At 69.3% G+C, this 19,134-nt stretch carries 16 protein-coding genes and 1 tRNA gene; 8 read left to right on the top strand and 9 right to left on the bottom strand.

Going from position 1 to position 19,134, the window contains the following annotated elements; all coding sequences use genetic code 11:
• Positions 1-31 precede the first annotated feature (31 nt).
• Positions 32-637: a dihydrofolate reductase family protein gene (locus tag C4T78_RS27600; RefSeq protein ID WP_093351415.1), complete on the top strand. Its 606-nt coding sequence runs from the start codon at positions 32-34 to the stop codon at positions 635-637.
• A 245-nt stretch (positions 638-882) separates the two neighbouring features.
• Positions 883-956 (top strand) — tRNA-Arg (locus tag C4T78_RS27595).
• A gap of 88 nt (positions 957-1,044) precedes the next feature.
• Here C4T78_RS27595 and C4T78_RS27590 read toward each other — a convergent pair.
• The 4 genes from C4T78_RS27590 to C4T78_RS36175 all read right to left on the bottom strand — a co-directional run bounded on the left by C4T78_RS27590 (position 1,045) and on the right by C4T78_RS36175 (position 5,993).
• Positions 1,045-1,815 carry a PIG-L deacetylase family protein gene (locus C4T78_RS27590; protein ID WP_177247554.1) on the bottom strand — a complete coding sequence of 257 codons (771 nt, stop codon included), beginning with the start codon at positions 1,813-1,815 and terminating at the stop codon, positions 1,045-1,047.
• A 63-nt stretch (positions 1,816-1,878) separates the two neighbouring features.
• Complete coding sequence (locus tag C4T78_RS27585; protein ID WP_093351411.1) at positions 1,879-2,667, bottom strand: APH(3') family aminoglycoside O-phosphotransferase; 789 nt, start codon at positions 2,665-2,667, stop codon at positions 1,879-1,881.
• Positions 2,668-2,716: 49 nt separating this feature from the next.
• Positions 2,717-4,063: an aminotransferase class III-fold pyridoxal phosphate-dependent enzyme gene (locus tag C4T78_RS27580; RefSeq protein ID WP_177247553.1), complete on the bottom strand. Its 1,347-nt coding sequence runs from the start codon at positions 4,061-4,063 to the stop codon at positions 2,717-2,719.
• Positions 4,064-4,193: 130 nt separating this feature from the next.
• Entirely contained in the window at positions 4,194-5,993 is a 1,800-nt protein-coding gene (locus C4T78_RS36175; RefSeq protein ID WP_143185817.1) for an FHA domain-containing protein, read from the bottom strand.
• A gap of 410 nt (positions 5,994-6,403) precedes the next feature.
• On the opposite strand from C4T78_RS36175, the gene C4T78_RS27575 reads away from it, so the two are divergent.
• Positions 6,404-7,648 carry a cation:proton antiporter domain-containing protein gene (locus C4T78_RS27575; RefSeq protein ID WP_093351406.1) on the top strand — a complete coding sequence of 415 codons (1,245 nt, stop codon included), beginning with the start codon at positions 6,404-6,406 and terminating at the stop codon, positions 7,646-7,648.
• Between the two features lie 72 nt (positions 7,649-7,720).
• On the opposite strand, the gene C4T78_RS27570 is transcribed toward C4T78_RS27575, so the two are convergent.
• On the bottom strand, positions 7,721-8,728 hold the full coding sequence (locus C4T78_RS27570) for a radical SAM protein (protein WP_177247552.1): 1,008 nt from the start codon (positions 8,726-8,728) through the stop codon (positions 7,721-7,723).
• Positions 8,729-9,023: 295 nt separating this feature from the next.
• On the opposite strand from C4T78_RS27570, the gene C4T78_RS27565 reads away from it, so the two are divergent.
• The 3 genes from C4T78_RS27565 (at position 9,024) to C4T78_RS27555 (ending at position 11,767) form a co-directional block, all read left to right on the top strand.
• On the top strand, positions 9,024-9,497 hold the full coding sequence (locus C4T78_RS27565) for a carboxymuconolactone decarboxylase family protein (protein WP_093351401.1): 474 nt from the start codon (positions 9,024-9,026) through the stop codon (positions 9,495-9,497).
• Positions 9,498-9,687: 190 nt separating this feature from the next.
• On the top strand, positions 9,688-10,455 hold the full coding sequence (locus tag C4T78_RS27560) for a class I SAM-dependent methyltransferase (protein ID WP_143185815.1): 768 nt from the start codon (positions 9,688-9,690) through the stop codon (positions 10,453-10,455).
• 40 nt (positions 10,456-10,495) lie between these two features.
• On the top strand, positions 10,496-11,767 hold the full coding sequence (locus C4T78_RS27555; RefSeq protein ID WP_093351395.1) for a DegT/DnrJ/EryC1/StrS family aminotransferase: 1,272 nt from the start codon (positions 10,496-10,498) through the stop codon (positions 11,765-11,767).
• A 54-nt stretch (positions 11,768-11,821) separates the two neighbouring features.
• Here the strand turns inward: C4T78_RS27555 and C4T78_RS27550 are convergent, their stop codons facing one another.
• A complete protein-coding gene (locus tag C4T78_RS27550; protein ID WP_218161571.1) occupies positions 11,822-13,270 on the bottom strand; it encodes an MFS transporter in 1,449 nt (482 codons plus the stop codon).
• Positions 13,271-13,525: 255 nt separating this feature from the next.
• Here C4T78_RS27550 and C4T78_RS27545 point away from each other — a divergent pair, with 255 nt between their 5' ends.
• Both C4T78_RS27545 and C4T78_RS27540 read left to right on the top strand, forming a co-directional pair.
• Positions 13,526-14,533 (top strand): radical SAM protein, encoded by a 1,008-nt coding sequence (locus tag C4T78_RS27545; RefSeq protein ID WP_177247551.1) that lies wholly within the window; start codon positions 13,526-13,528, stop codon positions 14,531-14,533.
• An 87-nt stretch (positions 14,534-14,620) separates the two neighbouring features.
• On the top strand, positions 14,621-15,886 hold the full coding sequence (locus C4T78_RS27540) for a glycosyltransferase family 4 protein (RefSeq protein WP_143185813.1): 1,266 nt from the start codon (positions 14,621-14,623) through the stop codon (positions 15,884-15,886).
• 1 nt (position 15,887) lies between these two features.
• Here C4T78_RS27540 and C4T78_RS27535 read toward each other — a convergent pair whose 3' ends face one another.
• The 3 genes from C4T78_RS27535 to C4T78_RS27525 are packed head-to-tail and all read right to left on the bottom strand — an operon-like array spanning position 15,888 to position 18,771.
• A complete protein-coding gene (locus tag C4T78_RS27535; RefSeq protein ID WP_177247550.1) occupies positions 15,888-16,889 on the bottom strand; it encodes a zinc-dependent alcohol dehydrogenase in 1,002 nt (333 codons plus the stop codon).
• Positions 16,890-16,891: 2 nt separating this feature from the next.
• The gene (locus tag C4T78_RS27530) at positions 16,892-17,638 is read right to left on the bottom strand and encodes a TylF/MycF/NovP-related O-methyltransferase (RefSeq protein WP_093351385.1); all 747 of its coding nucleotides are present in this window, start codon (positions 17,636-17,638) and stop codon (positions 16,892-16,894) included.
• Positions 17,639-17,640: 2 nt separating this feature from the next.
• Positions 17,641-18,771 (bottom strand): radical SAM protein, encoded by a 1,131-nt coding sequence (locus tag C4T78_RS27525; RefSeq protein WP_258958368.1) that lies wholly within the window; start codon positions 18,769-18,771, stop codon positions 17,641-17,643.
• Positions 18,772-19,134 lie beyond the last annotated feature (363 nt).

Raw genomic sequence — 19,134 nt, 5'->3', positions numbered from 1 at the left:
GGCGACACGAGTCGACGACGGAGGAGACGAGATGGGCAAGGTGACCACCGGCAGCACGACGATGTCGCTCGACGGCTACATCGCCGGGCCGGGCGAGAGCGGCTTCGACCTGCTGTTCCAGTGGTACGGCAACAGCGACGTCGAACTCCCCTCGGCCAGCCCCGACGTGCCTGCTCTCCGCATCTCCGCGGCGAGCGCGGCGCTGGTCGGGCCGGAGTGGGAGAACACCGGTGCGCTGGTCGTCGGCCGGTACCTCTACGACATGACGAAGGCCTGGGGCGGCCGCCACCCGATGAACGTCACCACGGTCGTGCTCACCCACCAGCGGCCCGACGATCGCCCCGCGGACGACGAGGACTTCGTCTTCGTCACCGAGGGCATCGAGGCGGCGGTGGCGAGGGCGAAGGAGATCGCCGGGGAGAAGGACGTGGTCGTCAACGGCGGGCAGATCGCCCGGCAGTGCCTGGAGGCCGGGCTGCTCGACGAGGTCGGGATCGAACTGGTGCCCGTCGTCCTCGGCGGCGGCAAGACGCTCTTCGGTGAACTCGCCACCGCACCGGCGGAGCTGGAGGGTCCGGTCGTGGTGGTCGAGGGCACCGGCGTCACGCACCTCCGCTACCGGGTGAAGAGGGCCTGACCGCGAAGCGCGCTCGCGGTTTCCGCGCGGACGTCCGGCAGGGGTGTACGGCGGCTGCTGGGCGGTCCGCGCGATTTCCGGAAGGCGATCGTGATGCCGTCAGCCTGACCAGCGACGACGCTTGTTGTTACGGGCCCGGTTGTCGATCAGCTTGCCGTTCGGCCACGGCTCGGCAACGGTGCGGCGTCGATGCCACGGCGACAACCGGGTACCGCTACCCTCCATGCTTGCAGCTCACCGAACATGCCCCCATAGCTCAGCTGGATAGAGCAAAGGACTTCTAATCCTTAGGTCGCAGGTTCGAGTCCTGCTGGGGGCGCAACAGTCCCGGTGAGCGGAGTGGGGGTTGATCCGGTTCGCGGTCAACCCCCTTCTCGTCGCCCGGACTTCGCTGCGGGCGGCACTGTTCAGCTGTGCAGCGCTTGGATCGCTGGGTCGTGCTCCGAGGGCGTGTTCCGGGACGACAGCAGGCTCTCGAATCCGCGCGCACCGTCCACCGAGGACGTCCACAGGCGCTCGGCGCGCGCACCGTCCACTCCGGCGTGCGATCGCAACACCGGCAACACCTCGTCGGGCAGCTGGGAGGGGAAGAAACCGACCCCGCGCTCCTTGGCGCTCCAGACCCCGCCGACGTCCACCACCACCGGGTGGCCCGCCGACGGCGGTGGCTCGGTCGCCGCGTACGGCAGGTCCTCGTACCAGATCAGCTCCGCCGACCAGTCCACGGCCAACGTCGTCACCGCGCCGAGCACCGCCGCGTGGTCGACGTGCCCGCCCATCGCCAGCGGGGCCAGCACGAAGTCCGGGCGCACCGAGCGCACCGCACCGGCCAGGAGCGCGACGACCGCCGACACCACGTCGGCAGCCGGCTCGGCTCCCATCTCGGTGTCGTCGTCGTAGCCGCGCAGGCTCGCGTCGGGCAGGTCACCCCGGTCCACCCGCACGCCGGCCCAGCGGGCCCATTCGTCCTCCTCCCGCGCGCGCACCTCCGAAGCCGCGACGTCGCCGTGCGCCGCGCAGCCCGGTGCGTAGCGGGTACGGCTGAAGAAGGTCACCGCGGACAGTTCCGCCGCACCGCGCAGTCGTGCCACCACACCGCCCAAGGACCACGCGATGTCGTCCGGGTGCGGGGAGAGGAGCAGGACGCGCGCGGGCAGCGCTGGATCGACACCGGACAACCGGTCCTCCCGTTGCGAGCTGCGCTCGATCTCGGCCCGGGCCGAGATCGGCGGCAGGGTCTTTCAGATGAACTCGTCCACCAGCCGGTAGAAGTAGAAGCGCCGCTCGTCGATCTCGGTCAGCCCGTAGCGGCGGAGGAACACCTCGGCGCAGTCGGGGTCGTAACCCCGCTCCCGGGTCTCCTCGCCGATGTCGCGCAGGACGATGGCGAGATCCAGCCACCGGTCCGCCACTCCCAGCCGACCGACGTCGATGACCCCGGTAACCGACTTGCCCTCCGGGTCGACCAGCACGTTGTCCAGGCACAGATCGCCGTGGCACACCACCACGTCCACCTCGGGCGGTGGCGGCGTGGCGTCGAGCTTGGCCAGCAGCCGGTCCCCGGACCAGCCGTCGTGCTCCGGATCGAGGTCGTCGAGATCGACCGTGCCCCGCTCCACCGCTGTCCGCGCACCGGCCAGCGAGCTCTGGAGCCCGCGGTCGAACGGGCACTCACCGACCGGGAGCTCGTGCAGGGCGCGGGCGAGGTCGGCGACCGACTCCAGCACGCGCGGCAGCTCGTGCGGGGCCCAGCCACCGGCCACCGGGCGACCCGGGACCATCGTGGTCACCAGCCACTGGAGGTCCTCGGACTCGCCGAGCTCCACCACCTCCGGCACCGGGATGCCCCGGCCCGCGAGCCAGCCCAACCGCTCCGCCTCGTTGCCCGGGTGGAACCGGAGGTCGTCCGGGTCGCGCGGCGGCGTGGTCTTGACGTAGTAGGTGCGCCTGCCCTCGACCCGGTAGATCGCCGTTCCGTACGACCGCTGGGCGATGCGCTCCCAGCGGCCGTCGCGGACGTCGTCGGTCACCAGCGGAACCGGTGCCGCGCCGCGACGGCCGCCGGCAGGCGGAGAACCCTCAGCCACAGGCCGGCAGGGGTCGGGGGCTGATCCCCGGGGTCCGCTCGGCGATCTGCCGCACCGTCTCCTCGATGCTCTTCAACACGCGGTCGTCGTCCTCCAGCGCACCGCCGAACGCTTCCGCGGCGAACTGGGCCTTGCGGTCGAAGCCGATCTCGGACACCTCGAAGTCCGTCGTCGCGGCGACCTTGCGCGCGCCCTTCTCGAAAGCGGTGAGCGCGTGGTCGACCTCCGCCTCGCCGAACGCGGCGGTGACCATCTGGGTGCCGCTGTCCTCGAAGTACGCGCCGTGGTCGAACGCCGCGCGGTAGATGTCCCAGGACAGCGCCTCGGACGGCACCACCACGTCGAACATCATGGCCGGTCCGCCGACCCACGCCGGGATGCCGACCGAGGCCAGGATGTCGCGCATGCCGTCCATGAGCAGCTTGCCCATGCGCTGGCAGCGCTCGTGCTCGGTGCCGTCGGCCAGGAAGTCCTGCACCGCCAGCGCCGCGGCCATCGGCGGGACTTCGCGGGTGTAGGTGCCACCGATGCCCGCGTCGTCGTAGGCGTCGATCACCTCGGCCTTGCCGAGCACCGCGGAGAGCGAGTGCCCGTTGGCCATGCCCTTGCTCATGGTGATGATGTCGGCGGGCACCTCGCCGGTGCCGTTGACGCCGTTCGGGCCGTACCGCATCGAGGTGATCACCTCGTCGAGCATGAACAGCACGCCGTGCTGGGCGCAGAACTCCGACAGCTCGCGGTAGTAGGCCGCGTCGAACCAGGCCGGTTCCGGGGTGACGAAGACGCCGGCGATCTCGTCGGCGAACTCCGCGACCAGCCGCTTGAACGCGGTCTTGTTGTAGCCGAAGCAGGCCACCCCGCTTCCCGCGTCGTAGCCGATCTGCAGGTACGACTGGTGCCAGTCGTGCCAGCCGTGGAACCCGGAGGTCAGGATCAGCTCCCTGCCGGTGGCCGCCCGGGCCAGCCGGATGGCCATCGTCGTCGCCTCGGAACCGCTCTTGCCGAACACCACCTTCTCCCCGGCCGGGAAGCGCTCGCACAACCGCTCCGCCAGCTCGATGCGCGGCAGCGACAGGGTGCTGGCGAACACCGTGCCGTAGTCCTGGATGTAGTCGGTGATCGCGGCCGAGACCAGCGGGTGGCAGTTGCCGAGCAGCAGCGCACCGCTGGCCGCGGTGACGTCGAGGCTGCGGTTGCCCTCCACGTCGGTCATCCAGGAGCCCTCGGCGCGGCGGTAGATCGCCGGGAACCGGGTGCCGATGTCGTACTTCTCAGCGGCCGTCACCCGGCGGGCGCGCTCGATGAGTTCCTGATTGGTGTGGCCGGCAGCAGTGGTCATCCACGTTCCCTTTCCGTGTCCGGGCGCACGCGCCCGGCAGCAGGTGGCCAAGCACCGCTCCGGGCGGTGGCACGGCTGGTCCGCCCCACCGCCCGGTTCGGCGGCGGGTCCGGTGGTGATCGATGTCGGGTCAGCGGGCGAGAGCGCCCGTCCCACCCATCTCCGCGTTGGCGTCGGTGTCGGCCGCGTCTTCGGCATCGCGGGCCGCGGGGTGCAGCGGGTGCAGCGGCGGCAGCTGGTCGGCGTGGAGCCGGCCACCGCGCACGAACAACCGCCGCCAGTCCGAGTAGTCCAGGGTCAGCAGCGAGTGCCGGACCCGGCGGCTGGAGTCGACGGTGGCCGCTCGCGCGTCCACCGAGATCCCGTTGGCGTCGGCGATCTCCTGGATCCGCTCGGCGCCGAAGTTGATCGGCGATGCCTGGCTGAACTCCACCGCGCTGACGTTGAGCCACGCCTCGGAGTCCCGCTTGATCGCATCCGCCAGGGTGCGGATCGCCTGCTCCGGGTGGATCCCGGCATCCCGGTCCTGCCAGTACCGCAGCACGCGCGCGCTGTGTCCGACCATCCCGGTGTTCGCCCCGCCGCTGGTCAGGAAGTGGCCGTTGCCGAAGGAGTCGCCCGCGACGACGCCGTTGACGGCCAGCCTGGCGTCGTCACCGATCCGCTCGACGAGGCTGAACAGCTTCGGCCCGTAGTCCATCCGGATCTTGGCCAGTTCCGCCTTCGGCAGTTCGAGGATCTCCGCCGCCTGGTCGATGAAGTACTCGTAGAGCAGCTGCTGGTAGGTCGCGAAGTACTCGGGCGAGTTCGTGTCCGTGCCCGCGGGCAGCACGCCCTCCTCGACCGGGTCGAACGTCCGGAAGTCCGGCACCTGCACCAGGATCCAGCCGACCTCGGGGTCGTTCTCGTGGCCGACTGCGAGCTGCCGCACCCAGTACTCGGTGCCGTCGTCGTCGAACACCGACGAGATCCGGCGCCGGAGCCTGCCGTCGACGAGCACTTCGACGAAGGCGGCCAGGTAGTCGGCCTGGGCCACCACCGGCCCGCGGCCGTCGTCGTGGTCGACGAGGACGTCGTGCTGCTCGAAGCCGAGCCGTTCGGCGTCGCTGGAGTAGAAGCCCTCGGCGATCACGAACAGCTCCGGCACGCCGAGGTCGATGATCTCGGTGCCGGGCACGCGCCGACGGGCGAACCTGCCGCGGAAGTCCAGTTCCCGCACCTGCTCGATGCGGATCCGCTTGCGGCCGTCACCGCAGTCGAGGAAGCCGTCGTCCTCGGCTTCCACCACCCGGTGGTTCAGGAACAACCGCACGCGGGGCCTCGCGAGACCGCGCGCCAGGTCCATCTCCTCGATCTTCTCCAGGTAGCGGCGCAGGAGCCGCAGGAGTTCCGAGGCCGCGGTCTGGAACGTGGAGGGGCCGTCCAGCACCGCGTTGATGTCGTCGCGGATCTTGCTCGGGTCCGGCTCCGGCGGCAGCGCGGGCGGCTCGTTGCGGATGATCACCCGGTTCGGCTTGCCGTCGACCCAGCGGTCGTCGATGAACTCCAGGTGCTCGATGGCGCCCACCAGGTGCAGGTCGGTGACCAGCGAGCTGACGATCTCGTCGGCCGCGACGTTGCCGCCCGACGTCTTCGGGCTGTAGAAGGTCTCGGCGAGCCGGAAGAGGCGCCCGTCCGCCAGCCGCGGGATGCCCGCTTCCCCGTAGGTTTCCAGCATCATCCGGTCGATCAGGCCGAGCTGGTGGTAGACGTCCTCGCGGATGTTCCAGTGGACCCCGAGCGCCGGTTCACCGCGCATCTCCACGCCGACCGCGCGGCGCCCCATCGCCACCGACCACAGCATCGCCATCATGTTGGTGGCGCCGAGCCCCAGTGCCAGGAAATCCGGGGAAGGGATCTGCTGTACCGGGGCGTCGGCTCCCGAGGACACGTCATCGGCACGTCGAGGCCCACCCACAGCTACCTCCGGACGACTAGACAAGTTCACAACCCCCCGGTCATCGCGCCATGCGAAACAACGTATCTGGTGGAGAACGTGGAAAATTGAAGTACTTCCGAACACCAGTCGCATGATTGACGCGGCACCAGTCAAGCAATCGGTCGGTGCCGCGTCAAGAAGTTTACCGGAAATTCTGCGCGGCACCGCGAAAACCTGTGAACACCAGCGAGAATCCATCCCCGGGAACGTCGCGCCGGGGTAGAGTCGCCGAGGCCGATCGACGGCTTCCGTACACGGTGGACCGAATCCAAAACACCCCGGTGACCGGCCAGAACCGCCTGTTGCCGCGGGCCCGTCCGCCTGCCCACCGAAGAAACCCGACGCCAAAGGGAATGGTGCCTATGGAAACTCATCAGATCATCACTCTGCTCGTCGGGCTGGCGCTGATCATCGCGCTGGCCCGTTTGCTGGGTGCACTTTTCCGCCGTTTGGGGCAGCCGAGCGTGATCGGTGAGGTCCTGGCCGGCATTCTGGTCGGACCGACGTTGTTCGACGGCGCGGTGAGCGACGCGCTCTTCCCCACCGACACCCGCCCCCTGCTGTGGGCCCTGGCGAACATCGGGGTCGCACTGTTCATGTTCGTCGTGGGCCTCGAACTGGACCAGCGCCTGCTTCGCGCGAGCGCCCGCACCGCCACCGCGGTCTCACTCGCCTCCACTGTGGTCCCCTTCGCGCTGGGCGCGGCGCTGGCGGCCTTCCTGCTGACCCGCCACCCCACCGAGAACCCGGTCGTCTTCGTCCTCTTCCTGGGCACGTCCATGGCGGTGACCGCCTTCCCCGTGCTGGCGCGGATCCTGACCGACCTGCGCATGACCCGCACTCCGCTGGGCACGCTGGCCATGACCACCGCCGCCATCGGCGACCTGCTCGCGTGGCTGCTGCTGGCCTGCGTGCTGGCGCTGGCCGGCGCGGGCGGGGCGAACCCGTGGATGATCGCGCTGCTCGTCCCCTACACCGCCGTGATGCTCTGGGTGGTGCGCCCGCTGCTGCGCCGGATCTTCGCCACGACGAAGGACCTCACCCCCACCGTGCTCGCCGTGGTCTCCGCAGGCGCCCTGCTGTCCGGCGCCGCGACCGAGTGGATGGGCCTGCACCTGATCTTCGGCGCCTTCGTGTTCGGCCTGGCCATCCCCCGCGACGGCACGGAGGCGCTGCGCGAGCAGTTGCACGACCGGATCGCCGGCTTCAACTCCGTCCTGCTGCTCCCCGTGTTCTTCATCGTGGCCGGCTTGAAGGTCGACCTGTCCGCAGTGGACCTCGCCGGGTTCGGCGAGCTGCTGCTGATCCTCCTGGTCGCGATCGGCGGCAAGGTCGGCGGCACGTTCGCCGCCGCCCGGTTGCGCGGCATCGAGGGCAGGCAGTCGATCGCGCTGGCGTTCCTGATGAACACGCGCGGCCTGACCGAGCTGATCGTGCTCAACGTGGGCCTGCTGCTGGGCATCATCGACGAGCGCCTCTACACCCTGCTGGTCGTGATGGCGGTGGTGACGACGGCGCTGACCGGCCCGCTGCTGCGCTTGATCGACCCGGCCACCGGTGACCGGTCGGCGACCGCCGAGGAGTTCCTCTCCGGCGGCCGCCGCTGAGCACCGCGCTCCGGCCGATGTGAATCGGGAGCCCGGGGAGCCCGACCGCGGGCTCCCCGGGCTCCCGGCGCCTCAGATCGAGGCCAGCGGCTTCGGCAGCAGCTGGTCGATCCGGGACATCGTCCGCTCATCGCGGAAGACGTCGATGTAGTAGTCGATCACCGAGTAGTAGCGGCGCTCCGAGAAGGTCTGCCGGTAGTACTCGCCCACCTCGTCGTCCTCGCGCAGCATGGTGTGCAGCGCCGGGTGCGGGTTGTCGTACAGGAACTGGAGCACCGCGGACTCCCGCTCGGCGCGCAGGATGTCCTCGAAGGGCTGCTCGTAGAAGTTGCCGAGGAAGAACGGCGTGTCCCGGAACTTCGCGTTGGTGTAGTTCATGTTGCAGGTGCTGACCACGTGCCCGTGCGGGTTCACCCCGAGGTGGACGCTGAAGCAGTCGTCGATGTCGTCCGGGACGCGCATCGTGTAGAGCTTCTTGAGCTCGCCCATCGTCTCTTCGCTGTTGCCGGTGGTCTGCAGCCCGTCGAAGAAGAAGACCTCGTTCTCCAGGTCCATCTCCCGCTGGATCCGCGCGTCGGTCTCGGTCTCCGCGGAGTAGAAGTAGTTCAGCTCGTAGGCCACGTCGAGCTCCTGGCAGGCGGCCCGGGCGTTCATCACGCGCTCCAGCGGCACGTACTTGAGGTGGTAGGCGCTGGCGCTCGGGAAGATGGCCTGCACGCCGGCCGCCTTCAGGTCGGCGACGACGCCGCGCGCCCGGTCGGGCGTGCGCGCCCAGTAGGCGTTGGTGTTGAGGCAGACGTAGTAGCCGAGGTCGCGAGCCGCGCTGGCGACCTCCATGACCTCTTTGGGATGTAACATCGCCTCGCCGCCGGAGAGGTCTAAGAAGCTCTTCCCGTGCTCGGCACCGAGGCGCAATATCTCCTTGGCCGTGGCGGGATCCAGCTTCGCCCGGCGCTTCGGGCTCGACTCCACGAGGCAGTGGTCGCACGCCGCGTTGCAGCTGAAGGTGTAGATCATGTAGATCTTGGACCGCTCTGCGTGGTCGTAGCAGACGCCGGTCTTGGGATAGTACTGAGCCATGCGGAACCCTCCAGTGGTGTTGAGTTCAACGAACTCGGGGGAAGACTCGGGTGATCTGGAAGCGGATTCGCCGCTTCGGCGGCGGCAGGAACCTGTCCACTGCGCTGCATCGCCGCGGGAACCAGCCGATGCTCCGGCCCGCCCGGGGCACGTCGAACGCATCATAGGTAGGCGCGGTTTGACCGGTCAACCGCGGCGAAACCCCCGGTTTTGACAGGAAGAACCGTGCGACCGCGGCGACACCTGGGGTAGAGTTCGAGCAGTCGCAAATCCCTGAACCAATGGGAGTTCTTGCATGCCCGACAACACCGCAGACCCGAACTTAGCCTGGACCTTCCGGCTAGCGGTGGACAATCTCGCGCCCAGCATCAGCAAGGCCATGGACGCCTTCGACGCCGAGCTCGACAAGGTCACGCTGGAAGATTCACTGCTGGAGCTCGTCCGGATCCGCGCATCGCAGATCAACGGCTGCGCCTACTGCGTCGACGAGCACAGCCGCGAGGCCCACTCCAACGGTGAGAGCGAGCGGCGGCTGTTCTGCCTACCCGCGTGGCGGGAGGTGCCGCTGTTCAGCAAGCGCGAGCGGGCGGCCCTGGAACTCACCGAGGCCATGACCAGGTTGAGCGAAGGACCGGTCGAGGACGAGCTGTTCTCCCGGGTTTCCGCCGAGTTCACCGACGTCGAGATGGCCGAGCTGATCTGGACGATCGCCGGCATCAACGTCTGGAACCGCATCGCCGCGACCGCACGGCCCTGGCCGTTCGCCTGACGGGCGATTTCTCCGCGCGCCCCGGAAAGCGGGCGTGACACCTGATCCGCCGAACAGCGGATCAGGGCATCTCCTTCCCGCCACCCCGGGTGCTCACCGGGGTGGCGCGTGCTCACCGCATTCCTCGAGGGGACGTGCTGGAACAGTGGATTCGTCATATCAGGCTGCCGTGGCGCACCGTGGCCTCGCGATGTCCGAAGAAGAGGTGTTCGCCGATTTCCTGCGCCGCGTGGATCTATCCGGTGCGGTGGTGGCGGAGATCGGCGGGGCGTTCCCGACCGAACTCATCGAGCAGCGCGGCGTCGCCCGGTGGTACTCCGTGGACCCGAACCGGGAAGCCGCGCGATCCGGTGTCCGCGAGGTGATCGCGGTGCCCGCCGAGGAGATGCCGCTGCCGGATTCGAGCGTCGACGCGGTGTTCTCCTGCAACGCCTTCCAGTTCCTCGACGTCGGGCGGACCCTGCAGCAGGCCGCGCGGGTGCTCAAGCCCGGTGGGCTGCTCTACTCGCACTTCGGCCCGATCTGGAGCGCCGTCGACGGGCACCAGCTGGAGTACGTCAGCTACCAGGGGCGCGACCTGGCGTTCTGGCGCGACACGCTGCTCCCGCCGTGGGCCCACCTGGCCTACGACCGCGCGGAGCTGCGGGAGCTGCTGCGGTCCGGGATGCCCGAGGACCTGGCCGACCTCCTGGTGTGGCACGTGCACGACAGCACCACCATCAACCGGTCGTTCTTCGAGGACTACGTGGACGCGGCAGTGCGCAGCGGACTCCAGTGGTGCGAGGTCTCCGCGTCGGAGCACCTGGACTACGAGATCGACACGCCCGCACTGGATTCCGCGCTGCTCCGGGAAGTCGAACCGAACCGGCTGGCCGCGGAACTGACGCGGGAGCGCGGTCGTCCCACCACCGTCGGCATCCGCGACGTGCTGATGGTCCTGCGCAAACCCGCGGCATGACGGGCCGCCCGAGCCGCACAACTGCTACGTGAGGAGAAGCATGAGCCAACTCGCCGTCCTCGGTGGAACTCCGGTGCGGCAGGACCGCGCCTGGCCGGGCTGGCCGCAGTACGACGCGGAGACCGAGCGTTCGCTGGTGGCCGCACTGCGGTCGCGCCGCTGGGCGATCAGCTGGGCCAGCGACGGCTCGCGGGCGCGGGAGCGGCTCTTCGCCGAGGAGTTCGCCCGCTACAACGAGATCGCGCACTGCGTCAGCGTGGACCACGGTTCCAGCGCGCTGGTGGTGGCCCTGGAAGCGCTCGACATCGGACCCGGCGATGAGGTCATCGTGCCGGTCATGACCTGGGTGGCGCCGGTGACGGCGGTGCTGCGGGTCGGCGCGCTGCCCGTGCTGGTGGACGTCGACCCGGAAACGGGCTGCATCACCCCGGACGCCATCCGCGCGGCGGTCTCCGACCGCACCAAGGCCGTGATCGCGGTGCACCTGGCGTGCACGGTCGCCGACCTCGACGGCATCCAGCAGGTCGTCGCCGACACCGGCATCGAACTGATCGAGGACTGCGCGCAGGCGCACGGAGCGCGGTGGCGCGGCCGCCCGGTGGGGACCTTCGGTTCCGTCGGGGCGTTCAGCTTCCAGGTCGGCAAGGTGCTCGCCGGCGGCGAGGGCGGTGCCGTGATCACCGCCGACGAGCGGCTGTACCGGCGGGCCCAGCAGCTGCGCGCGGACTCCCGGCGCTACCGCGACCAGGAGGTCGTCGCGGGCGAGGAGGAGCTCGTCGAGAGCGGTGAGGTGATGGGCGGCAACTACTGCATGTCGGAGCTGACCGCCGCGGTGCTGCTCGACCAGCTGCCCCGCCTCGACGCGCAGCACGAGCACCGCGAGAAGACCGCGCAGGTGCTGGAGGCCGGCCTGGCGGAACTGGGCGACTTCGGCCCGATCCCGCTGCCGGAGCAGGCCGACAAGCGGTCGGTCTACGAGTACGGGATCCGGTTCCGGCCGGGCACCTTCGGCGACGCCTCGGTGGAGCGGGTGGCGCAGGCCGTGAGCGCCGAGCTCGGCATGGCGCTGTGGCCGCCGGACCTGCCGCTGCACCGCAGCGTGATGCTCAACCCGCACACCAAGCGGCGGTTCGCCGCGGTGTGGGACGACGCGGGCCGGGAGCGCGCGCTGGGCCGCGACTTCAGCGGTTCCGAGCAGTACCGCGAAACCACGCTGATCTTCCACCACAAGGCTCTGCTCGGGGATGCCGAGGACGCCGAAGACCTGGTCCGCGCGGTGGCGAAGGTCCGCGACCACCACGCGGAGCTCTAGCACCTGACCGGGGCCGCCTCCGTCCGCAGTGGACGGAGGCGGCCCCTTTCGCGCTCAGCTGGCGGTCTCGGCGACCGGCTCGGGTGCCGCCTTGGACACCCGCCGCAGCAGGGTGACCACGCCGATCAGGCACAGCACGATGAACCCGGTGGTGATGCCGAACGCGAGCTGGTACCCGCTGGTGAGGGCCACCGCGTCCGGCTCACCGGCGGCGCGCAGGTTCTGGGTGTGCAGGGTGGAGAACACCGCCAGCACCGAGACGCCGAGCGCGCCGCCGACCTGCTGCATGGTGTTGAACAGCCCGCCCGCGAGGCCCGAGTCGACGGGCGGCACGTCCGACATCGCCAGCGCGGTGAGCGCCGGGACCACCAGGCCGCCACCGGCGCCGAGCAGCAGCATCGACGGCAGGAAGTCCACCACGAAGGTGCCGTCCACCGGGACGCGGGCGAGCAGCCCGAGCCCGACCGCGACCGGGATCAGCCCGGCGATCAGCACCTGGCGCTCGCCGAAGCGGGCGTTGAGCTTGGCGGCGAAGCCGAGGGTGACCACCGCGGTGACCGCGGTCATCGGCAGGAACGTCAGGCCGATCTGCATCGGGTTGTAGCCCAGCACCAGCTGGAGGTAGAGGGCGCTGACGAAGAACATCCCGAAAGCGGCGGCGACGTAGAGGATCTGCAGCCCGTTGGTCGCCGAGAAGTTGCGCGAGCGGAACAGGCGCAGCGGCAGCAGCGGGTTGCTCACCTTGGACTGGCGGACCAGGAACACCGCGAGCAGCACGACCGCGAGCAGGGCCGGCCCCCACGAGTAGGGCGAGCTCCAGCCCCGCTCGGTGGATCCCACGATGCTGTAGACGCCGATCATCAGCCCGGCGGTGACCATCGCCGCGCCGAGGAAGTCGGTGCCGCCGGACAGGCCCAGCCCCTCGTCGTCGTCGAGCACCCGCACCGCCAGCAGCACGCCGGCGATGCCGATGGGCACGTTGATGAAGAACGCCCAGTGCCAACCGAAAGCATCGGTGAGCACGCCACCCAGCACCAGGCCCACCGCACCGGCACCGCTGAGCACGAAGCTGAAGATCGCGAACGCCTTGCCCAGTTCCTTCGGGTCGGAGAACATCGTGGTGATCTTGCCGAGGATCACGCCCGCGGCGAGCGCACCGCCGACCCCCTGCACGAACCGCGCGCCGATCAGCATCGCCTGCGTGGTGGCCAGACCGCAGAGCGCGGAGGCGAGGGTGAAGGCCACCAAGCCGATGAGGAACATGCGCTTGCGCCCGACGAGGTCGCCCAGCCGCCCGGCCAGCAGCAGCAGTCCGCCGAACGGGACGACGAACGCGTTGACCACCCACGTCAGGTCGGCCTGGGCGAATCCCAGCTGGGCCTGGATGGTGGGCAGCGCGACGTTCACCACCGTGCCGTCGGTGATGATCATGAACATGCCGGCGCACAGCACGGCTAGCCCGAACCAGCGCGAGCGCTGCGCGGGCGGGTTGGATTGATTCACGCTGGTTCCTCCAGCTTGATGTTCGACCGAGACGAACCACGACGATATACCGCCGCCCGGTTCTGCGGATGCGGATTTCGAGAATACGATCGCGGATTCCCTTGCGGGGAAACGAAACCGGGTTCGGGCGATGTCCCGGGACACTTGTCGGCCACGCCCGGGTGGCTTAGTGTGAACAGTGGCGCCAGCTGGGGATTCTGGTGCGCCAGCTGGGGATTTTCTTTCACGAACGCACCGTCGAACCACGAGGTGGCCATGGCCGGTCTGGACCAAACTACCGAAGCGATTTGGGACAGGTTTCCCGCGCACGAGCGATTAGCCATCAACTACACGCTCACGTGCAACCTGTCCTGCGCGCACTGCATCGTCGAATCGAGTCCGCAGCGCCGTGAACGCCTCACCTCCGACGAGGTCCACTCGGCACTCCGCAGCGGATTGCGGTCCGGCAAGAAGCACGTCACCTTCAGCGGCGGCGAGGTCTTCCTGTTCCCCGAGGAGATGTGCGAGATCATCGCCTTCGCCCGCGAGCTCGGGTACGTCGTCGACGTCGAGAGCAACGCGTTCTGGGCCCGCGACGACCGGTTGGCCAAGATCAAGCTGGCGCCGTTCGTCGAGGCGGGCATCTCCGGGATCGCCTTCAGCGCCGACGCCTACCACGTGCAGTCCTTCCCGGTGCAGCGCACCATCAACGCGGCGCGCGCGGCGCGCTCGTTCGGGCTGCTCACCGAGATCAACTTCTGTCCGTCCCAGGACCGGCGCACCGACGAGGAGATCATCGCCGCGCTGACCGAAGCCGGCGAACCGTTCCTGCGCAACGAACTCCTCGACCGTGGCCGGGGAGCCGACCTCATCCCGCTCGGAATTCGCCGTCCCGTCGAGGACCTCCAGGACTGCGACAGCCTGACCACCACGGTGCACGCCACCGGCGACGTCTTCGCGTGCTGCGAACTGGACGTCAGCACCGACGCGATGAAGCGCACACCGGTATTCCTCGGCTCCATTCGGACCAACGGCGATTCAGCCGATCAGCAGGCCGAGCGAGAACGACTGGTCACCGGTTTCTACGATCCGGAATCACCGATCTACTTCCGCAAGATGGTCCGCGAACACCCCGCATTCCAGGAATTCGCCGAGGACCGGTACCGCAACATCTGCGAGTTCTGCATGCGCGTTCTCGGCGCCCCGAAGCGCGTTGCCGCGCTGTCCGCGGTGCTCGCCGAGCACTCGGCGCACGCGGTCGGCGCCGAGCGCGCCGCCGACTGACCTCGGCCCGCTTCCGTCCCGTTCCGCCGAGGCCGACGTCGCTGCCCGCGTTCGTCCGCCGTTGGAATCTCCAGGAGAACACCACTCGTGAAAGAGGAATCGAGCCGCCGCGCACCTCGCGTGCTGCGGCTGAGCCCGCACTTCTACTGGCCGCAGCTCGCCGAGACCTCGTGGCCGGTGAAGTTCGACGCGATCGGCGGCATGCAGTCCCAGATCTACCGGTTGACCAGGGCGCTGGACGACCTCGGCGTCGAGCAGGTGGTGCTTACCCTCGACATCCCCGGAACGCCGCCGTGCTGGCGCCTCTCCGAGCACACCGAGGTGCGCGGCGTGCGCGTGCCGGTGCTGCCGCTGCGCTCGCGGATTCGCGGCATGGTCGACCTGAACCTGTCGTGGGCGCTCGGCGTGGTCCGCCACCTCGTCAAGCACCGGAAGCGCCCGGACCTGATCCACGTGCACTGCAGCGGCGTGATCATCCCGCCGCTGCTCGGCTGGTTGCTGTGCCGCGTGCTGCGCGTGCCCCTGGTGCTGACCATCCACTGCTCGATCATCGTCACCTACCACCCGATGAACGCGCTGGACCGGATGCTGCAGCCGCTCGCCCGGTGGATCGAGCGGCAGGCCATCCGGGCGGCGACCCGCACCATCACCCTCACCCCGCGCACCGTGCCGGTGCTCACCAGAGCCGCCGGACGCCCCGAGTCGTCCTTCGCGGTGCTGCCGGACGTCATCGACGCGACGGGCTTCGCCGCGGCGGCCACGCCCGAAGCGGTGGCGGAAGTGCGGCAGCGGTGGTCGGTTCCGTCCGACCGCGCGGTGGTCGGCTACATCGGACGGCTCGCCAGGGAGAAGGGCTGGCCGATCATCATCGACATCGCCGAGGAACTGCGCGACGAACCGGTGCACTGGTTGATCTGCGGCGACGGCAACGAGCGCGACCTGTTCGAGAAGGAGGTGGCGCAGCGCGGCCTGACCGACCGCTTCACGATCACCGGCTACGTGCCCAACGAGGAGGTCCCGGCGGCGATGCGCGTCATGGACCTGATGCTGATGGCACCGCTGCACGAGGAGTTCGGCAGCGTGATGCTGGAGGCGATGGCGGTCGGGCTGCCGATCGTCGCCGTCGGGGTGGGCGGTGTGGCCAACGTGCTCGACGACGGCGAGCTCGGCTGGCTGGTGCCCGAGCGCACGCCCGCGGCCTTCGCCAAGGGCATCCGGGCCGCGCTGGACGATCCGCAGTGGCGGGCGGAGACGGCGGAGCGGGCGCGGCAGGCGGTGCTCGAGCGGTACGACCTCGACCAGGTCGCGCGTCGTACCGCCGAGCTCTACGACGAAGTGCTGAGCGAGCGCTGACTCACTCGGCGCCGGAGGTGAAAACGCTTCGCAGCGGAGCGTTTTCACCCCGGTCGTCCAGCACCGAGGCGTACTCCTGGAACGGCAGCGGCTCGCTCAGCAGCGGGCCCAGCCGGACCGCACCGCTGGTCACCACCTCCAACGCCCGGTCGAGCTGGCCGTAGCCGGAGAGCACGCCGTGCACCGAGAGCTCCCGCAGCATCGCGGTGCTGGGCTCGTAGTTCGTCGCGTCCTCACCGGAGTACCCGACGAGCACGTAGGACCCGCCGGGCCTGGTCGCCCGCAACCCCTGTGGGAAGACGTCGGCGACCCCGGTGGCGTCGAAGACGATCTCCGGCTGGTCCTCGTCCCAGTCCCGCAGCGCGGTGTCGGTGGACAACCCGAGTTCCGCGGCGACCGCGCGCCGCGGCTCCCCCGGTTCGACGACCCGGACCGACTTGGCTCCCGCCACGACGGCGAGCTGCGCGACCAGCAGGCCGATGGTGCCGCCGCCGATCACCCCGACCGCGCGCCCCTCGATCGCGGGAGCCCGCTCCACGGCGTGCAGCGCCACGCACAGGGGCTCCAGCAGGCAGCCCTCCGCACCGGACAACTCCTCGGGCAGCACCCGGAGGTTGGCGGCGGGGATGCAGAAGAAGTCGGCGAACGCACCGGGCCGGGTGAACGCCACCTCGTCGAGGTTCTCGCACAGGTTCGGCTTCTGCTCCGCGCAGCGCGGGCACGCCCCGCACGGCGTGATGCCGTCGCCGACCACCCGCGCGCCGACCAGCTCCGGCCGGCTGGGGGCTTCCACCACCCGGCCGGTCCACTCGTGCCCCGGGATCACCGGGTACTCGGCGTCGTGCAGGGTTCCGCGCAGCAACCGGAGGTCGGTGCCGCACACCGCCACGTGCGTCGTGGCGACCAGCGCCTCGCCGGCCGCGGGCACGGGGCGCGGCACCTGCTCCAGCGCGTGCTCCTGCGGTCCGCGCACCACCAGCGCCTGCATCAGCGGCTCGGTCATCATCACCTCTCGTCCGGGTTGGGGCTGTCGCCCAGCCGGTGCACGAAGAACGCGCGACCGTGCCAGCCGTAGCGCAGGAACTCGCTGTAGTCGTAGAAGCCGTCGGTGCGGGCGAAGCACTCGCGCATCGCGCGGCGCATCCCGAACCGCGGGTTGGCCCGGTTGCAGTTGTAGTCGTCGAGCAGCAGCACCGCACCGTCGGGCAGCAGCTTGTTGCCCAGCAGGTGGTCGAGCACCTGGACCGACGAGGCGTACAGGTCGCAGTCCAGGTTGGCGATCGCGACGGGCTCGGTGAGCGGGTGCGAGACCAGCGTGTCCTCGAACATGCCCCGCACCACCGACCAGCCGCTGTCGCCGAACCTGCGGGCGAGCTCGGCGCGCAATAGCTCCTCGGTGCCGGGCGGCGAGGCGTCCTCGTGCTCGGCCCAGTAGCCGCTGTCGGAGACCTCGTAGGAGATGGCGTCGACCACGTCGGTGCTCTTCGGGAAGCCCTCGAAGGAGTCGTACACGTGCAGGCCGCGGTCGAAGATCTTGGCGTAGAACTCGGTTTCCGCGTCGAACTCGACCATCAGGTCGGCCAGCAGCAGCGTGCTGAAGCCCTCGAAGCAGCCGAACTCCACCACCGAGCCCGGGATGTGGCTGCCGTAGACGTACTCGAAGGCGCAGCGGAACGCCTCACCGTAGATCTCGGTCGCCCGACGCTGGTCCAGGTATGTCGCGTTGGTGACCTGATCAGCAGTGCGGTTCATGTTCACTTCTCCACAACGGCGGGTTCGATGGTGTACAGGGCGGGATCGACTTCGATGTCCATGTTCAGCTCGCAGCACCGGTAGCACACCGGCGCCAGGCCTTGCTTGATCTGCTCGCGCATCCGGCGGTAGGTGTCACCGTGCCAGACCTCGCTCAGGCTCGACCCCTTGATCGAGCCCATCACCGTGTCGGCGAACGTGGTGCAGCTGATGACCTGCCCGTTCGGCAGCAACGTGCTCTGCGCCCAGAGCTTGGTGCAGGTGGTCTCCCGGACCGTCCGGTGCCAGTCCGGGGTGAAGAACTTGGCCTTCTCCTCGTTGCCGTAGCGGGTCGGGGCGATCAGCACCTCGACCGAGTCCGACATGCTCTCGGTCTCGTCGAAGATCTCGCGCAGCCGGACCAGGTCCATGTCCGCGTGCTGGTGCTCGTTGCAGTAGCCCGCCCAGGACAGGAACGGCTGCCCGGTGACCGGTTCGAACGCCGGCCGCGAGCGCCACCCCTCGTCCTTGGTGAAGTAGCTCGCCAGGCCGACGGTCAGCTCCGGGATCTCCATCCGCTCGCAGAGCCGCACCATCTCCGGCAGCGAGGTGTAGTTCATGCCGGTCACCACGAAGTTCAGCGCGATCTTCGGGCCGCCGCGGGTGGCCGCGGCGCGCTGGAGCGCCTCGATCCCGGCGATGGCGCGCTCGTAGGACTTCCGGCCGCGGATCGGGTTGTTGATCTCGGCGGTGGGCCCGTCCAGGGAGACGTAGACGACGTCGATCCCGCTGTCGGCCAGCTCGTCGGCCATGCGCGTCAGGAGAGTTCCGTTGGTGCTCATGTCGAGCACGCCGCCCGGTAACCGCTCCTTGGCGATCCGGCATAACTCGACGATCTTCGGGTGCATCAGCGGCTCGCCGCCCATGATCGCGATGTTCGCCGGGTCGCCCGCCCCCGAGTTCGCGGCCAGCTCGTCGACGATGCCGGTCCACATCTCGGTGCTGATCTGCTCGCGCTTGACCTCTTCCAGCCAGGTGCTCTCGCTCGCGGAATCCCCGTACATCCAGCATTCGCGGCAGGTCAGATTGCAAGCCCAGTTGACGAAAACGGTGACGTAACGAGGAACGCGCTGCAGCAAAGGCAAATGGACCATGGATGTGCCTCCAAATGGCCGATGACGGTCCCGGCCGCGCATCGGTCGTTGAACATTCGACGTTTTGATCGGTCAACTGGCGACCAAGTTTGTGAAGTACTTCAACCTGCTGTGCCCCCATCCCGACGATCAGGCCCACCACCGGGAAAAGCGATCCGTTGACCGGAACAACTAATCCACCTTCGCGCACCCTTTCTCGCCCGAGACGCGGGAATACAACGACATGTCGCTGCTCGCGACGACGTGAAGGACAACAGGCGGACTCGACCGATCCCCCAGCTGGACAGTCGGCTCCGCGTCCCCATCCCGCTGCACCGGCATCCACCGCCGCATAGTCGAATGCGGGACGACCGGCTCATCCGC

The organism is Saccharopolyspora kobensis (assembly GCF_900108315.1).
GTDB lineage: Bacteria > Actinomycetota > Actinomycetes > Mycobacteriales > Pseudonocardiaceae > Saccharopolyspora > Saccharopolyspora kobensis.
This window is presented reverse-complemented; position numbering and strand designations above follow the sequence as displayed.

Bases quoted from the DNA above. Each gene is read 5' to 3' on its own strand.
- C4T78_RS27570 (WP_177247552.1), bottom strand. From the start codon at position 8,728: ATGGCTCAGTACTATCCCAAGACCGGCGTCTGCTACGACCACGCAGAG.
- C4T78_RS27545 (WP_177247551.1), top strand. From the start codon at position 13,526: ATGGCCGGTCTGGACCAAACTACCGAAGCGATTTGGGACAGGTTTCCC.
- C4T78_RS27560 (WP_143185815.1), top strand. From the start codon at position 9,688: ATGTCCGAAGAAGAGGTGTTCGCCGATTTCCTGCGCCGCGTGGATCTA.
- C4T78_RS27565 (WP_093351401.1), top strand. From the start codon at position 9,024: ATGCCCGACAACACCGCAGACCCGAACTTAGCCTGGACCTTCCGGCTA.
- C4T78_RS27575 (WP_093351406.1), top strand. From the start codon at position 6,404: ATGGAAACTCATCAGATCATCACTCTGCTCGTCGGGCTGGCGCTGATC.
- C4T78_RS27555 (WP_093351395.1), top strand. From the start codon at position 10,496: ATGAGCCAACTCGCCGTCCTCGGTGGAACTCCGGTGCGGCAGGACCGC.
- C4T78_RS27535 (WP_177247550.1), bottom strand. From the start codon at position 16,889: ATGACCGAGCCGCTGATGCAGGCGCTGGTGGTGCGCGGACCGCAGGAG.
- C4T78_RS27530 (WP_093351385.1), bottom strand. From the start codon at position 17,638: ATGAACCGCACTGCTGATCAGGTCACCAACGCGACATACCTGGACCAG.
- C4T78_RS27525 (WP_258958368.1), bottom strand. From the start codon at position 18,771: ATGGTCCATTTGCCTTTGCTGCAGCGCGTTCCTCGTTACGTCACCGTT.
- C4T78_RS27600 (WP_093351415.1), top strand. From the start codon at position 32: ATGGGCAAGGTGACCACCGGCAGCACGACGATGTCGCTCGACGGCTAC.
- C4T78_RS27580 (WP_177247553.1), bottom strand. From the start codon at position 4,063: ATGACCACTGCTGCCGGCCACACCAATCAGGAACTCATCGAGCGCGCC.